This window comes from Pseudomonas sp. COR18 (genome assembly GCF_048568395.1).
Taxonomy (GTDB): Bacteria; Pseudomonadota; Gammaproteobacteria; order Pseudomonadales; family Pseudomonadaceae; genus Aquipseudomonas; species Aquipseudomonas fuscovaginae_B.
The window spans coordinates 3,940,906-3,956,083 of sequence record NZ_CP183808.1; the positions used below are offsets into that span (position 1 = coordinate 3,940,906).

Sequence of the window (15,178 nt, forward strand, 5' to 3'; positions counted from 1 at the left end):
AGGCTCCTGCGGGGGTAGCGTCAGTAAAGGCGCTACGTTAGTGAGCGGGACCAGGCCGCGCAAGACGGGGGCTGCGGTTATTTTGCGGTTTTGTGCGATCCTGGCGGTTCCTGGCGCAAGGGGAGTGAGCAAGACGATGGACAGGGCGGCATTGATCGTGATCGACCAGCAGCAGGGTATCCTTGAGCCGCGGCTCGGGCCACGCAACAATCCCGCAGCCGAGGAGCGGATCGCCGAACTGCTGCAGCACTGGCGCGAGCGGGGCTGGCCGGTGGTGCATGTGCAGCATCTTTCCCGTTCGTCGGAATCGGTGTTCTGGCCCGGTCAGTCGGGCGTCGAGTTCCAGGAGCGGTTTCGGCCGTGGCCGGGGGAGTGGTTGATCCAGAAGGATGTACCGGATGCCTTCTGCGCCACCGGGCTGCAAGCCCGTTTGCAGGCGGCGGGAATCCGTGAGCTTGTGATCGTCGGCGTGGCGACCCACAACTCGGTGGAAGCGACGGCACGTACGGCGGGCAATCTTGGCTTCGCCACCCGGGTGGTCGAGGATGCGTGCTACACCTTCGACAAGGCGGATTTTTTCGGCCAGATGCGCACTGCCCAGGAGGTGCATGCCATGTCCCTGGGCAACCTGCATGGCGAGTACGCGACGGTGGTGTCGGCGGCCGAGGTGATGGAGCGCTAGGCCCCGGCAGGAGGGATCAGCCCATTGCCTCATCCACCAGTATCTGCAGGGTCTGTCGCGAACAGCGCTCGATCCGTGCCTCGACGCCATAGACCTCGGCGAACAGGCGCGTATCGAGGATCGCCTGCGGCTCGCCGCTGGCGAACAGTTGCCCCTGGCGCAGGACCGCGAGGTTGTCGGCATACCGCGCGGCGAGGTTGATGTCGTGCAGCACCACCACGGCGATCAAGCGGTGTTCACGCACCAGCGACTGCACGCAGGCCATCACCTTCAACTGGTAGTTGAGGTCCAGGGCACTGGTGGGTTCGTCCAGCAGCATCACCTGCGGCCGGCGGGCGATCAGTTGCGCCAGGCTGACCAGTTGCCGCTGGCCCCCGGACAGGCTGCTCAGCCACTGGTCGGCCAGATGGGTGATACCGATGCGCCGCAAGGCGTCGAAGGCTTCATCCAGGCATTGCTGGTGCGACAGCCGGCCGACGCGCAAGGCCGCGACCACGCTTTCCATCACGCTCAGGCTCAGGCCCGGTGGCAGGTTCTGCGGCATGTAGGTGACCCGCCGGGCGCGTTCCGCCACCGACAGGCGTGCCAGGTTCTCGCCGTTCAGGCGCACCGCGCCGCTCATGCTTTCCAGGCCGGCGATGCCGCGCAGCAGGGTCGACTTGCCGGCCCCGTTGGGGCCGATCAGTGCGGTCAGCGTGCCCGGCTGCAAAGCCGGCAGGCTAAGGCCGCGGACCACCTGGCGGCGGCCGTAGCCGATCACCGCATGTTCGACCGTCAGGCCTTGTGGTTGCTCGCTCATGGTTGCCTCCCACGCTTGAATACCAGCACGACGAAGATCGGCACGCCGACCAGGGCGGTGACGATCCCCACCGGCACCACCACACCGGGCATGATCAGCTTGCTGGCGATCGACGACAGCGACAGCAGCAGGGCGCCGACCAGGGCGCTGGCCGGCAGCAGGAAACGCTGGTCCTCGCCGACCAGGATACGGGCGATGTGCGGGCCGACCAGGCCGATGAAGCCGATGGTGCCGACAAAGGCCACCGCCGTCGCCGACAGCAGGCTGATGCGCAGCAGCGAGGCGAAGCGCAGGCGTTTCACATCGACACCGAAGCTTATCGCACGGTCCTCGCCCATGCGCAGCAGGGTCAGGCGCGGGGCGGCTGCGAAGGAGAAGGGCATGACCAGGGCGATCGCCAGCGCCAGGATACCCAGCTTGTCCCAGTTGGCCCGGGTCACGCTGCCCAGGGTCCAGAAGATCAGCTGTTGCAACACGTCCTCGGTGGCGACCAGTTGCAGCAGCGCCACCACCGCGTTGCAACTGAAGACCAGGGCGATGCCGAACAGCACCAGGCTCTCCACCCCGGCGCCGCGCAGCCGCGACATGGCCTGCAGCAGGAACACCGAGGCGGCGGCGAAGACGAAGGCCGAGAGGGAGATCGCCGTGTTGTTCGACAGCCAGGCGGTGGTCACTGGAAACACGATCACCAGCGAGGCGCCCAGGGCTGCCGCCGACGACACGCCGAGGGTGAACGGACTGGCCAGCGGATTGTTGAGGATCGCTTGCATTTCCGCCCCGGCCAGCGACAGTGCGCAGCCGACCAGCACGGCCATCAGGGTGTAGGGCAGGCGCACGTTCCAGACGATCACCTGGTCGGTCAGGCTCAGGTGGTCGGGGTGCAGCAGGCCGTCGAGCAGCGCGGCCAGGCCCAGGCCGGAAGGACCGCTGGCCAGGTCGACGAGCATCGCGCACAGCAGGGCGCCGCCCAGCAGCACCAATAACCACAGGCGGCGCAACAGCAGGCGGCGATAACCCTGGCTGGCCGTGGCCAGGTCCAGGGGCGAAGCGTTCAGGGATGTGGTCATCACGATCAGTTGGGCCCAGGCATCGTCTCACCGCCTTGTAGGAGCGGGCTTGCTCGCGAAGCGGCCAGTGAGGCCTTCAAAAGCTTCGCGGGCAAACCCGCTCCTCCAGGGCGGTGTGGGGCCGGGAGGCCCTTTTCCTCAGGGGTCAAGGCGGTTACTTGGCTTGCGCGTCGATCCAGTACGCACCCTTGAGCGGGGTGTCGAGGAACTGTTTGTTCATCGCATCCAGGGTGTCCTGCGGGTTCAACCGGGCGAACAGCTCCGGGTGAATCCACTTGGCCAGAGCTTCGATCGCCAGCAGGTTGTACGGCGAGTTGTAGAAGTCATGCCACAGGCCGTGGGCGTTGCCAGTGCGGATCGCCCGCAGGTTCTTGAACTCGGGCCGCGCCAGCACCGTGTCGAAGGCCGCGCGGGCTTCGTCCTGGCCGACCTCGGCACCGAGGACCAGGCCCGGCTTGTGGTTGCCAGTGGCGACATACAGGTCCGGATCGGCCTTGAGCGCGTACTCGACGCTGATGTCGCCGAGCGCACCCGGCACCACGCCTTCGGCGATGTTCACGCCGCCGACGGTACGGATTACTTCACCCATGCCGCTTTTGCCGGTGGTATGCCCCGGCGCCTGCCAGGCACCGGCCAGCAGTTCGAGGAAAACTTTAGGCCGCTGGCTGTCCGGCAGGTTGCCGACCTGGTCGGTGATGGCTTTCAGGTGCTGGTCGTAGAAGTCCAGGTAGGCCTTGGCTTGCGCCTGACGACCGAGGGCCTGGCCGAGGGCGTCGAGGCTGGCGTGGGTGCCCTTGATCGGGTTGATCCGGAAGTCGACGAACAGCACCGCGACACCGGCCTTGGCCAGCACATCGGCGACCGGGCTGTGTTCGGTCGGGCCGTGGCCAGAGATGCTGAACACTGCCAGGTCGGGCTTGAGGCTGAGGATTTCCTCGGCGCTGACGCTCTGCTCCGAGGCCTGGCCGATCAACGGGATGTCCTTGACCTTCGGGAACCTGGCGGCATAGGCCGCATAGGTGTGCGGGTCGAGCAGGCGCAGGTCGTTCTGCCAGCCGACGATGCGCTGGAACGGCGCCTCGCGGTCGAGCAGGGCGAAGGCGGAAATCAGCCGGCCCTCACCGAGCACCACGCGCTGGACGTGGTCCGGTACATCCACCTTGCGGCCCAGCACGTCGGTGACTTCATGGGCCGAGGCCGCCGTCGCGGGGCCAAGCAGCAGAACGGTGAACAGGGCACTCAGGCGCAACAGCGCACGGGGTTTGATCATCACGATTTCTCCAGGGGCAGGCGGCGCATCAGACGTCACTCCAGCGCCGCAACGGGGTGTGGTAAGCGCCGCTCGGTTGTCGCAGCGGCAGTTCATCGGCGTGTTGCGCACCCAGGCGCCGGATCGCCACATCCATGCCCGGCGGCAGGCTGTCTTCAGCGGTCGAACAGCGGCGGGTAGAGACCTCAGAATCAGAATTCATAGTCGACGCTCGCCGTCAACGTGCGGCCGGCACCGGGGATGCCGTACAGCTGGAAGCCGTCCAGCGAGGCACCGATCTGGCTGTAGTAGAACGTGTTGAACACGTTGTTGAGGTTCAGGTTGACCCGGGTTTGCGAGTTGATCCGGTATTGCGCCGCCAGGTTGTGCAGCCAGTAGCTCGGTGCCTTTTCGTCGTCCTTCACGTAGACCGCGTAGACCCCGGCCGGCCCGGTGGCATAGCTGCTGTTGTTGTTCAGGCCACCGACATACTTGTTGTCGCTGTAGCGCCGACGGCCGACGTAGTTGGCGCCGTAGCTCAGGCTCAGGTCCTCGGTGACCTGGTAGGTGGTCCACAGGTTGGCGGTCAGGTCCGGAACGTTCTTGGCCTCGGCGCCTTTGTTGGCACCCTTGGTCTGTACGCTCTTGAGGGCGGAGAAGCCGCTGTACACGGTCCATTGCGGGGTGATGTTGCCCTGCAGGCCGAGTTCGACGCCGTCGACGCGCTTGGCCGGCAGGGCCCGCACCGGTGCGGTTTCGCCGCTCTGGTATTCCCAGGAGTTTTCCAGCTCGGTGCGGAACAGCGCGGCCGTCAGGTTCACCTGGTCGTGGAGCAGGTCCCACTTGGTACCGATTTCGTAGGTCCTGGACTTGGCCGGCGAGTACTGGGTGGTGCTCGAGGCGCCGTAGATCTGGTTGTTGGTCGAGGCGCCGATTGCCGATGGTTCCGCCGCCTCGCTGTAGGAGGCATAGAGGCTGCCGTTGGGCAGTGGCTTGTAGACCACGCCGGCGCGTCCGCTCACGGCGCCGTCGCTGCTGTCGATATCGGCCTGGCCACGCTGTGTGGTCTGGGCGCGCCAGTGGTCGTAGCGCAGCGAGCCGAGCACCTGCCACTGATCGTTCAGGGTCACCGTGTCGCCGATGTAGAGGCCGGCGTTGTCGATGATCGAGCGTGGTTCGCCTTCGCCCTTGGTCACCCAGGTGCTGGCGAAGTCGTGCTGCGGATCGGCCATGTCGAAGAACATGTCGCCGGCGGGTACTTCGGCGTTGCGCTTCAGGCCACCGTAGGTCTCGTGGTACAGCTCAAGGCCGCTGACCACCGCGTGGGACACGCTGCCGGTGTTGAAGCCGAAGCTGAAGTCGGTCTGGTTGTCGAGAATAGTGTAGCGCTTGGACTGGCCGAAGTCGGAGCCGCGCAGGATGCCGTAGGCGGTATCGCCATTGGCGACATGGCCGGGGTAGGCATTGACCGTCGAGCCGGGTACCTGGCCGACCGTCCCGACGCCGGTGTAGCCCAGGGTCGCGCAGCGGGTACCGGTGCAGGTTTTCTGGCCGTTGGCGCTGGCGGCGAAGAAACGCGCCGGCGACAGTACCGCGAAGTTGTCGGTGCGTTCCCAGCGGATCTGGTTCTTCAGTTTGGCGTCGTTGTCGAAATCATGCTCCAGGCGCGCGGTCAGCGACAGGGTTTCGGTCTGCTGGGTATAGAGGCTGGAGTCGCCGTACCAGTTGGAGCGTTTCACTCCCGGCATGGTGTCGCCATGGGTGCCGCGCTGGATCGGCAGGCCGCCGTCCGGGGTGTTGTCGTCTTTCTGGTAGAACAGATCGACGAGCACCCGGGTCGGCGTGCCCAGGCCCATCCCCAGGGACGTGGCCAGGCCCCAGCGGTCGTAGTCGACATCGTCGCGCTCGGCCACCTGGTTGTAGTGGCGCATCAGGTTGATACGCACGGCGGTGGTGTCGTTCAACTCATGGTTGAGGTCTGCAGTGAGGCGGCGGTAGTTGTCGCTGCCGACGCCGACCGAGAGCTTGTTCCTGTCGCCCAGGTGGGCTTCCTTGCTGACCAGGTTGACGCTGCCGCCGACCGCCGCGATGCCCGACTCGATGGCGCCGGTGCCCTTGAACACTTCGGCCTGCTGCAGGTTGAAGGTGTCGGTACGGGTCGACATGCCGGCATCGCGTACACCGTCGACGGTCAAGCTCTGTTCCGAAGAGAAGCCGCGGATCGAGAACAGGTCGCCCCAGCCGAGGTTGCCTTCGCCGGACATGAAGGTGATGCCGGGTACGTTGCGCAGCACTTCCTGCAGGGTCTGGGCGTTCTGCTCCTTGAGCACCTGCTGCGGCACCACGGTGACGCTTTGCGGGGTGTCGAGCAGCGGCTGGCTGAGCTTGGCCGAGCTGGCGCGGTCAACCTTGAACGGCGAATTGTACTCGCCCTCGACCTTCAGGTCCGGCAGGGTCAGGACGCCAGGGGTTTCCGTCTCCCGGGCCATGGCGGGGTGCAGCGCGCCCATGGCCATCAGACCGAACACCGGTGCCAGGGTGCCGGGCAGGGACAGGGGTTGCAGACGGGAGGCGGAGGGTTGGGGCGACGATGGCATGCGGGACAACCTGTGCTAAATTAAAATCAATCTTATTTAGATTCGGTAGTCTAAAGAGCCCGCCTCGGCGGACGGGGCGCTCTTTGTATTGGAACCGCATACAAACGCTTCTCAACATATTCCATTACATTTCATTTCTACAGGCCGAGAACTTTCGGCTATCTCGTAGCTTTTTTCGGATACGACCTTTCCTCATGAGCAAGCCAGATCACCTGTTGATCGTCGATGACGATCCGGAAATCCGTCAGTTGCTGTCCGAGTACCTGACCAACGCCGGCTATCAGACCTCTACCGCCTGCGATGGCAAGGAGATGCGCCGGCGCCTGGAGTTGAATGTCATCGACCTGATCGTCCTCGACCTGATGCTGCCGGGGGAGGATGGGCTGAGCCTGTGCCGCGAACTGCGGGTGACCTCCAACATCCCGGTGATCATGCTGACCGCCCGTGGCACTCTGGTGGACCGGATCCTCGGCCTTGAACTGGGTGCCGACGATTACCTGCCCAAGCCGTTCGACCCCCGGGAGCTGCTGGTGCGGATAAAGGTGGTGTTGCGCAGGGCCCAGAGCTTTCCCGAGCGGGCGCGGATCGACGATGTGCCGACCATTCGCTTCGCCGGCTGGCAACTGGATACCCGGGCCCGCCAACTGCTGTCTCCGCAGGGACTGGTGATCAGCCTGGGCAATACCGATTTCCGTGTGCTGCGCCTGCTGTTGCAGCATCCCAACCGGCCGTTGAGCCGGGATTTTCTGCTCAACCACGTGTTTGAAAAAGACAGCACGCCGTTCGACCGCTCGATCGACGTGTGTATCAGCCGCCTGCGTCAGCAACTGGAGCCGAGCCTGATCAAGACGGTGCGCAACGAGGGCTACATGCTGACCGCCACCGATGTGGAACCCCAGTCGTGAGATGGTGGCCGGGTTCGCTGTTCGGTCGGCTGGTGCTGATCCTGGTGACCGGCATGCTGGCGGCGCAGATCCTCACCAGCAGCATCTGGTACGACGTGCGCCACAGTCAGGTGCTGGAGATTCCCACCCGCCTGATCGCCACCCGGCTGGCCAATATCGTCCGTCTATCGCATCTTGATCCGCAGCGTGCGGACAGCCTGATCGAGCTGATCGACTCGCCGAACTTCCACCTGACCTTGAGCGAGCAGGCCAGTGGTATCCCCAGCCGCCTGAGCGAAAAGGACCTGGATACCGAGCGGCTGCTGAACAAGGTGCTGTCGGAGAAGACCGGTTACTCGCAGACCCTGCGTCTGCTGCAACTGTCGGTGGTGGATCAGCAGGGGCAGATCGCCGGCCTGTCCACGCTGTTCGGTGCCCGTCCGGCGATCGGCCGCTTCCTGATCGACCTGCGCCTGCCGGATGGCCGCTGGCTGCTGGTGGAAGCCAGGGAGGAACAGGGCTGGACCAGCACTTCGCCGCTGGACCTGCTGTTCGACTACGTGATGCGCATCTATCTGCTGCGGATCGTCGTGGTGGTGATCATTGCGCTGCTGGCGGTGCGCCTGGCGATCCGTCCGCTGAACGCCCTGGCCAAGGCCGCCGAGGCGCTGGGCCGGGACATCCGCCGACCGCCGCTGCCATTGGACGGGCCGACCGAGGTGCGACGCGCGGCCCAGGCCTTCAACGTCATGCAACAGCAACTGATCGCCAGCATCGCCGAGCGCACCCGCTTCCTCGCGGCGATTTCCCATGACCTGCGCTCGCCGATCACCCGGCTGCGCCTGCGCACCGAACTGCTGGAGGACAACCAGGTCAAGGAGCGCTTTCGCACGGACCTGGAGGACATGGAACACATGGTTTCCAGCACCCTGGATTTCGTCAGCAGCGGGGAAGTGAACGAGGAACGCCAGAACATCGATATCAATGCCCTGCTGCGCAGCCTGCAGGCCGACCTGGAGGATATCGGCGAGCCGATCCGTGTCGAGGGCTGGGCGCAACGGCCCTTGCCCGGCTATGCCCGCAGCCTCAAGCGCTGCGTGCAGAACCTGCTGGAGAATGCGGTGCGGTATGGTTGCGAGGTGGTGGTGCGGATCGAGGACGAGTCGCAACAACTGCGGATCATCATCAGTGATCGCGGCCCGGGTGTTCCCGAGGCGCTGCTGGAGCAGGTGGTGGAGCCTTTCTATCGGGTCGAGGGCTCGCGCAATGCGAAAACTGGCGGCTATGGCCTGGGGCTGAGTATTGCCCATACCATCGCGGCGGCCCATGGTGGCCGGATGATCTTGCGCAATCGCGAGGGCGGCGGGCTGGAGGTGACGCTGGCGTTCGAGCGGCGCGATGACTAGGTGCAAACCGCTTGGCCGTGGCACTGATCCGTGCCTGAGGGGCGAGCTGCATCACCTGTGGGGCCGGCCTGCTGGCTATCCGCCAAAGGCGGCCATTGCGCGCCTTGATGCAGCGTTCGCGAGGATGCTATCGCCAGCCAGCGGTATGCCGCCCGGCCGCCACCCACAACAGCGATGCCCGGGGTCTCAGGCGCCGTGGCACTTCTTGAATTTCTTGCCGTTACCGCATGGGCACGGGTCATTGCGGCCCACGTCCTTCAGGGCGTTGCGGACCGGCTCCTGGTGCGCGTGGTTGCAGTGCGGGCCGTGAACGTGGCCGTGATCGTGGTGCGCGTGATCATGATCGTGGTTGCAATCAGGGCCATGGACGTGAGGTTGCTGGGTCATGCTGGAACTACTCCGAAATAAGATCGCCGGGAATTATCTCGCCTTTGTGCTCCAGGTGCACGTCATAGCCGATGAATAATCCGGTTTCCAGGGTGCCTTCCAATCGATAGGGGATTGGCTTGCCGAGTTTTTCCAGGCGCTTGGCCAGCGGTTTCATGTACTGCCAGAGGTTGGTTCGCACCGGCACCACGAAAAACGCCCGGCTGTTGGGCTCCACGGTCATCCAGCGGTCGTAGTCGCCTTCGGCCAGCAGCCACTGGTCCAGATAGATCCGATAATGCAGGGCACGCACGGTCAGGGTGTTGTCATTGGGGTTGTCGAGGCGAAAGTGCAGCTTGAACTTCTGTTGCAGCAGCGTGGCCTTGACCAGTTCCACCCGGACCACGCTCAGCTCGGGGTCCCGCGGCCCGGCATCGAGCCAGGAGGTGCAGCCGGACAGCGCCAGGGCGGCCAGCAGGGCGAACGCAGCGAGTGTCCTTGGGTGCATGGCTTCCTCCTCTCGAAGCCCAGTCTAGCCGGCTACCCGCCGGTTGTGGCGGTAAAACTTCCTGGTCCATACTCAAGACCGGCCGGCAACGGATCGAGCCGGTGGACAGGAGCACGGTCATGAGCCTTTACGAGATTGTCTTCAGTGGCGAGCTGCTTCCCGGTGCCCCCGCCGAGCAGGTGCGCAGCAACCTGGCGCGCTTGTTCCAGGCCGATGCCCAGCGCATCGAACGGCTGTTCTCCGGGCGCCGGCTGGTATTGAAGAACAACCTCGATGCGGCGGCTGCCGAAAAGTACCGTTCGACCATCGAGCGGGCCGGGGCGCGGGTCGAGGTACAGGCGATGCAGGTGGACGCGGTCGAGCCGGGCGCTGTGCCCGAGCCGGCCGGCCGTGCCCGGGTGGTGCCACGTGATGCCTACATGGCTGCGTTCAGCGAGGTCGATGCACCGGACTATGCGCTGGCCGAGGTCGGCAGCGACATGCAGGACCCGAGGCCCGTGCCGGCTGCGCCGGCACTCGACCTGTCGGCGTTCAGCGTGGCGCCGGTGGGCAGCGACATGGGCCAGATCCCGGCACCCGCCGCACCTGCGGTGCCGGACACCTCCCACCTGAAACTGTGTTGAGCGGCCTCAGCCGGCCAGGTAGCTCGAACAGCACTTCTTGTATTTCTGCCCGCTGCCGCAGGGGCAGGCGTCGTTGCGCCCGGCCTTGAGCGCCACGGTCGGGTCGATGAAGTACCAGCGTCCGGCATTCTGTACGAAGGCGGAGCGCTCGCGATGGCTATGTTCGCCGCCGTTGTCATGCCAGCGGGCGGTAAAGGTCACGAAGGCGTGCTCGGGCTGGCCGCCGAACACCTCCGCGCCCTCCACCTCCAGGCCCAGCCAGGTGCTTTGTGCGCTCCACTCGGCGATGGACTGGCGGTCCAGGCCGCCCTGCTGGATCGGCAGGGTGGTCGCCACCAGATAATCGACCAGGCCCAGCACGTAGGCGCTGTAGCGCGAGCGCATCAGCGCTTCGGCGCAGGGCGCCGGATGACCGGCGTGATAATGGCCGCAGCAGGTGTCCAGCAAATTGCCGCTGCCGCAGGGGCAAATGGATACGCTCACGGGAGTCACCACCAGTATTTGCCGAAGTTTTCCGGGTTGGCCCAGAACTTGGCGTTGAGCCAGTCCGGGACCTGTTTGTATTCACGCAGGTCGTAGGTGAACAGGGTCAGTACCTGCTGGTCGCGCTGGAAGCGCTCGCTGCTCTGCAGGGCCAGGGCGAAGAAGTCGCTGTCCTGCCAGTCGGCGGCCGGCATGTCCACCAGCACCGCCATGCGGCTGGCATTGAGGTTGCGGATACCGCCGAGCAGTTCCCGGCCGGCACGTTTGGGCAGGTGTTCGAGGCAGTCGAGCACCAGGGCCAGGTCGAAGCGTCGTGCCGCCAGTTCCGCCGGCAGGGCACCCGGCCCGGCGAAGGCGACCTGGGTCTGCGGGTGCGCCGCCTGGAAGGCCTCGAGCGCCGGAAAGCTGCTCGCGCCCACCAGCAGCAGGGTCTGCGGGGCATAGCGGTCCAGGAGTGCGGCCAGGGCTTGCTGGGGCGTGCGGGAAGAAATGCTCTCGATCATCGAAAATCCTCAATCAGGACTGTAAAGACTAGTGGATAGGCCGCTCTGAATCGATGAATTTCGTCGAACCGGCGGGCAAAGCTACCGTTGGAGAATAATTTCTCCAGCCCACTGGCAAATTGCCTGTGCAAGCCGTTACTGTGCGCCCAAAGAATAAATTCACGAGAGGGGCGTATGAAGGTGCTTTGGGGGTTGGGGAAAGTCCTGACGCTGCTGTTCTGGCTGGTGGTGCTGGTCAACGTGGTGAACCCGCTGATCAGTCCGTTCCGCCTGTTGGTGAATCTGGCCGGGAGCCTGCTGTTGTTGACTCATTTGCTGGAAGTGGCGCTGTTCAACGGCAGCCTGCGCGAGCGTGCCCATCCCTGGCGTGATCGGGCGCAGATCCTGATATTCGGCATGTTCCACGTGCAGGTTCTGCCACTGCCATCCCGTGAGGAGGCCAGCCATGCGTAGTCTTTGCCTGCTGGCAGCGCTGTGCAGTCCCCTGGCGTTCGCCCAGGTCGTCAGTGTCGAGTCCCATTCCGTGTTGCGTCTGCCGGGCAATACCAGTTCCCTGCAGTTGGAACGCCTGGAGGTGGCCGACAACGGCACCCTGCTGGTTCCTGCGGGCATCACCCGTCTGGAAGTGGGTCAGTTGCACCTCGGACGCGAGGCGCGTATCGCCATCGTGCCCAGTGAGCAGGCTTTCGAGCTCAAGGCCGTACGCGCCGAACTCGACAGTGGCAGCCAGATCACCGCTCGCGGTGCTCCGGGTACCTATCAGAAGGCGCCCTTGCCTGGGCGGAACCTGAATGTACGGATCGACGTGCTGAAAGGGCCGCTGTTGTCGGTGGATGCCCGTGGCGGGACCGGCGTTCCGGGTTATGTCGGGCTCGATGGGGCCAACGGCGCGGAGCCGGGCTGCACCTGGGGCAGTGCCGGACGCGGCTCGGACGGTGACAATGGCGGAGATGGCCGCCAGGGTGCGCCGGGGGCGCAGGTCCACCTGCAGTTGCCGCGAGACTACCCGGCCGAACAGATCAAGGTTCAGGTCGATGGCGGAGCCGGTGGCCCGGCGGGAGCGGCGGGACGCCCGGGGGCGGGTGGCAAGTCCAAGGGCTGCTTCATTTATGACACGGCGGCTGGCAAGCCTGGCCGACCTGGCCTGGCCGGGCAGCCAGGGCCCCAGGGCGAGGCGGGCAGTGTCACCATCCAGCGGCTTTAGGACGCCTGAGGGGCGCCGGTCGGGCGCCCCTGCAAGCCCGTCTAGAACATCGGCCGCGCCGCGACGATCGCCACCAGCGCCAGGCCGATCAGCAGATTGACGCCCACCAGCCGCCGAATCCTTCCCAGTACCGCCGCTCCCTCGGCCCATTGCCCGGCTTCGACCGCCTTGCGCAGTTCCGGCAACTGCAACGACTGGATACGAAGAAACAGTGCCAACATCACGATGTATAGCCCCATCATGATCTGCACGTAACGTGGCGCCGTCTCGAACCCGCTGAAGCGCAGTTGCAGCAGGCCCACCCCGCTGATCGGCAGAACCGCCACCGCGATCCAGACCCAGACGAAGAACCGCTGAAACACCTGGACCCACAATTTCAGGCGGGCCGGCCCCTCCAGTGCGGCCATGGCCGCCGGGCGCAGGACCATCCAGGCGAAGAACATGCCGCCGACCCAGATCAGGGCCGCCAGCAGATGCAAGGTGTAGGCGAGAGCAAAAACGGTCATTCGGGCACTCCGTTCGGCGCGGGATGAATTAGCGGGGTATGATAGCGGCCATTCGAACCACTGAAAATTTATCCAGCGTTTTTCGCGCCCGAAGAATCATGATCAGCACCGAACTCAAAACCACGATCCAGGGCGCCTACTCGCGTTTCCTCGAAGCCAAGAGCCTCAAGCCGCGTTATGGTCAGCGGCTGATGATCGCCGAAGTGGCGAAGGTCCTCGGCGATATCGACACCGACGCCGAAGGCCGTCGCGACGGCGAGCCGGCGGTGGTGGCGGTCGAGGCCGGCACCGGTACCGGCAAGACCGTCGCCTACAGCCTGGCCGCGATCCCCACCGCCAAGGCCGCCGGCAAGCGCCTGGTGATCGCCACCGCGACCGTCGCGCTGCAGGAACAGATCGTCTACAAGGACCTGCCGGACCTGATGCGCAGCAGCGGGCTGAATTTCAGCTTCGCCCTGGCCAAGGGCCGTGGGCGCTACATGTGCCTGTCCAAGCTCGACATGCTGCTGCAGGAGGGCCATGCGCAAACCGCCACGGCCCAGTTGTTCGAGGAGGAAGGCTTCAAGATCGAGGTCGATGAGGCCAGCCAGAAGCTGTTCACCAGCATGATCGAGAAACTGGCCGGCAACAAATGGGACGGCGACCGCGACAGCTGGCCCACCGCCCTGGAAGACGCCGACTGGGCGCGGCTGACCACCGACCACAGCCAGTGCACCACTCGCCACTGCCCGAATTTCGGCCAGTGCGCCTTCTACAAGGCCCGCGAAGGCATGGGCAAGGTCGACGTGATCGTCACCAACCACGACATGGTGCTGGCCGACCTCGCCCTCGGCGGCGGCGCGGTGCTGCCGGACCCGCGTGACACCCTGTACGTGTTCGACGAAGGCCATCACCTGCCGGACAAGGCCATCGGCCATTTCGCCCACTACACCCGCCTGCGTTCGACCGCCGACTGGCTGGAGCAGACTGCCAAGAACCTGACCAAGCTGCTGGCCCAGCACCCGCTGCCGGGTGACCTGGGCAAGTGGATCGAACAGGTCCCGGAGCTGGCGCGGGAGATCAAGACCCAGCAGCAGTTCATGTTCAGCGCCTGCGAGCAGTTGGCCGACTTCCGCAGCGGCGAGGACATGGAAGGCCGCGAACGGCCGCGCCATCGCTTTGTCGGTGGGGTGATCCCCGAGCACCTTCGGGAGATCGGTATCGAGCTGAAGAAGGGCTTCGCCCGTCTCAACGACCTGTTCACCCGCCTGACCGACCTGCTCAAGGAAGGCATGGACGGCGAGGTCAGCATCGGCATCACCAGCAGCCAGGCCGAGGAATGGTATCCGCTGTTCGGCAGCCTGCTGTCCCGCGCCCAGGGCAACTGGGAACTGTGGACCGCGTTCACCACCGAGGACCCCGAGGACAACCCGCCGATGGCGCGTTGGCTGACCCTGGCCGAAAGTGGTGCGCTGTTCGACATCGAGGTCAATGCCAGCCCGATCCTGGCTGCGGACATGCTGCGCCGTAACCTGTGGAACGTGGCCTACGGCGCCCTGGTGACCTCGGCGACCCTGACCGCCCTGGGCACCTTCGATCGTTTCCGCATGCGTGCAGGCCTGCCGAAGACCGCGGTGACGGCAGTGGTACCGAGCCCGTTCCACCATGCCGATGCCGGCGTGCTGCGGGTGCCGGATCTCAAGGCCGACCCCCGTGATGCCGCCGCCCATACCGCGGCGATCATCCGCGATCTGCCGGAACTGGTCGAAGGCTCCCGCGGTTCGCTGGTGCTGTTTTCCTCGCGCAAGCAGATGCAGGACGTGTTCGACGGCCTGGATCGCGACTGGCGCCGCCAGGTGTTCATCCAGGGCAACCTGTCCAAGCAGGAAACCCTCAACAAGCACAAGGCGCGGGTCGACGCTGGCGATTCCAGCGTGCTGTTCGGCCTGGCGAGCTTCGCCGAGGGGGTCGACCTGCCCGGTGCCTATTGCGAACACGTGGTGATCGCCAAGATTCCTTTCGCCGTACCGGACGATCCGGTCGAGGCGGCGCTGGCCGAGTGGATCGAGGCCCGTGGCGGCAATCCGTTCATGGAGATCGCCGTGCCGGACGCCTCGCTCAAGCTGGTGCAGGCCTGTGGCCGGCTGCTGCGCACCGAGGCGGACCGGGGGATCATCACCTTGCTCGACCGGCGCCTGGTCACTCAGCGCTACGGGAAGGCTATCCTCAATGCCTTGCCACCGTTCCGGCGTGAAATATCTTGATGTGACGTAGGTTAAATCGCCTATTTCGTTGTCTATGGAGGGCGCTTTCGAGGGCCGC

The 15,178-nt window shown here is 65.2% G+C and carries 17 protein-coding genes; 7 read left to right on the plus strand and 10 right to left on the minus strand.

Translation table 11 applies throughout. The features are described from left to right. Positions 1 to 136 precede the first annotated feature (136 nt). Positions 137 to 682 (plus strand): cysteine hydrolase family protein, encoded by a 546-nt coding sequence (locus ACM62G_RS18165; protein WP_054056621.1) that lies wholly within the window; start codon positions 137 to 139, stop codon positions 680 to 682. Between the two features lie 16 nt (positions 683 to 698). On the opposite strand, the gene ACM62G_RS18170 is transcribed toward ACM62G_RS18165, so the two are convergent. The 5 genes from ACM62G_RS18170 to ACM62G_RS18190 all read right to left on the minus strand — a co-directional run bounded on the left by ACM62G_RS18170 (position 699) and on the right by ACM62G_RS18190 (position 6,394). Next, entirely contained in the window at positions 699 to 1,481 is a 783-nt protein-coding gene (locus ACM62G_RS18170; protein WP_273820211.1) for an ABC transporter ATP-binding protein, read from the minus strand. Then, complete coding sequence (locus tag ACM62G_RS18175) at positions 1,478 to 2,548, minus strand: FecCD family ABC transporter permease (protein WP_419735290.1); 1,071 nt, start codon at positions 2,546 to 2,548, stop codon at positions 1,478 to 1,480. Before ACM62G_RS18175 ends, ACM62G_RS18170 begins: the two co-directional genes overlap by 4 nt. A gap of 154 nt (positions 2,549 to 2,702) precedes the next feature. Beyond that, positions 2,703 to 3,818, minus strand: coding sequence for an ABC transporter substrate-binding protein (locus tag ACM62G_RS18180; protein WP_054056624.1), 1,116 nt, complete (start codon positions 3,816 to 3,818; stop codon positions 2,703 to 2,705). Positions 3,819 to 3,846: 28 nt separating this feature from the next. Next, complete coding sequence (locus tag ACM62G_RS18185; protein ID WP_273820213.1) at positions 3,847 to 4,020, minus strand: hypothetical protein; 174 nt, start codon at positions 4,018 to 4,020, stop codon at positions 3,847 to 3,849. Then, positions 4,010 to 6,394 (minus strand): TonB-dependent receptor, encoded by a 2,385-nt coding sequence (locus ACM62G_RS18190; protein ID WP_273820214.1) that lies wholly within the window; start codon positions 6,392 to 6,394, stop codon positions 4,010 to 4,012. The genes ACM62G_RS18185 and ACM62G_RS18190 overlap by 11 nt, the downstream gene beginning before the upstream one ends. 194 nt (positions 6,395 to 6,588) lie before the next feature. Between ACM62G_RS18190 and ACM62G_RS18195 the strand changes: the two genes are divergently transcribed. Beyond that, positions 6,589 to 7,299, plus strand: a complete 711-nt coding sequence (locus ACM62G_RS18195; protein WP_054056626.1) for a response regulator — start codon at positions 6,589 to 6,591, stop codon at positions 7,297 to 7,299. After that, on the plus strand, positions 7,296 to 8,684 hold the full coding sequence (locus tag ACM62G_RS18200; protein WP_273820215.1) for an ATP-binding protein: 1,389 nt from the start codon (positions 7,296 to 7,298) through the stop codon (positions 8,682 to 8,684). The genes ACM62G_RS18195 and ACM62G_RS18200 overlap by 4 nt, the downstream gene beginning before the upstream one ends. A gap of 186 nt (positions 8,685 to 8,870) precedes the next feature. On the opposite strand, the gene ACM62G_RS18205 is transcribed toward ACM62G_RS18200, so the two are convergent. Further along, entirely contained in the window at positions 8,871 to 9,071 is a 201-nt protein-coding gene (locus ACM62G_RS18205) for an SEC-C metal-binding domain-containing protein (protein WP_037006349.1), read from the minus strand. A gap of 7 nt (positions 9,072 to 9,078) precedes the next feature. Next, complete coding sequence (locus ACM62G_RS18210; RefSeq protein ID WP_273820217.1) at positions 9,079 to 9,558, minus strand: LEA type 2 family protein; 480 nt, start codon at positions 9,556 to 9,558, stop codon at positions 9,079 to 9,081. Positions 9,559 to 9,677: 119 nt separating this feature from the next. Here ACM62G_RS18210 and ACM62G_RS18215 point away from each other — a divergent pair, with 119 nt between their 5' ends. Further along, on the plus strand, positions 9,678 to 10,181 hold the full coding sequence (locus ACM62G_RS18215; protein ID WP_419735291.1) for a hypothetical protein: 504 nt from the start codon (positions 9,678 to 9,680) through the stop codon (positions 10,179 to 10,181). Positions 10,182 to 10,187: 6 nt separating this feature from the next. On the opposite strand, the gene ACM62G_RS18220 is transcribed toward ACM62G_RS18215, so the two are convergent. Both ACM62G_RS18220 and ACM62G_RS18225 read right to left on the minus strand, forming a co-directional pair. Beyond that, positions 10,188 to 10,664 (minus strand): YchJ family protein, encoded by a 477-nt coding sequence (locus ACM62G_RS18220; RefSeq protein ID WP_273820219.1) that lies wholly within the window; start codon positions 10,662 to 10,664, stop codon positions 10,188 to 10,190. Positions 10,665 to 10,669: 5 nt separating this feature from the next. After that, positions 10,670 to 11,167: a DUF6231 family protein gene (locus ACM62G_RS18225; RefSeq protein WP_419735292.1), complete on the minus strand. Its 498-nt coding sequence runs from the start codon at positions 11,165 to 11,167 to the stop codon at positions 10,670 to 10,672. A gap of 174 nt (positions 11,168 to 11,341) precedes the next feature. On the opposite strand from ACM62G_RS18225, the gene ACM62G_RS18230 reads away from it, so the two are divergent. Together ACM62G_RS18230 and ACM62G_RS18235 are read left to right on the plus strand one after the other, a co-directional pair. Continuing rightward, a complete protein-coding gene (locus ACM62G_RS18230) occupies positions 11,342 to 11,620 on the plus strand; it encodes a DUF1145 domain-containing protein (RefSeq protein WP_273820221.1) in 279 nt (92 codons plus the stop codon). Continuing rightward, the gene (locus tag ACM62G_RS18235) at positions 11,613 to 12,371 is read left to right on the plus strand and encodes a collagen-like protein (protein WP_419735293.1); all 759 of its coding nucleotides are present in this window, start codon (positions 11,613 to 11,615) and stop codon (positions 12,369 to 12,371) included. The genes ACM62G_RS18230 and ACM62G_RS18235 overlap by 8 nt, the downstream gene beginning before the upstream one ends. Positions 12,372 to 12,412: 41 nt before the next feature. On the opposite strand, the gene ACM62G_RS18240 is transcribed toward ACM62G_RS18235, so the two are convergent. After that, positions 12,413 to 12,877 (minus strand): CopD family protein, encoded by a 465-nt coding sequence (locus tag ACM62G_RS18240; RefSeq protein WP_054056635.1) that lies wholly within the window; start codon positions 12,875 to 12,877, stop codon positions 12,413 to 12,415. 98 nt (positions 12,878 to 12,975) lie between these two features. Between ACM62G_RS18240 and dinG the strand changes: the two genes are divergently transcribed. Beyond that, positions 12,976 to 15,120 (plus strand): ATP-dependent DNA helicase DinG, encoded by a 2,145-nt coding sequence (dinG, locus tag ACM62G_RS18245; RefSeq protein WP_054056636.1) that lies wholly within the window; start codon positions 12,976 to 12,978, stop codon positions 15,118 to 15,120. The last annotated feature ends 58 nt before the right edge of the window (positions 15,121 to 15,178 follow it).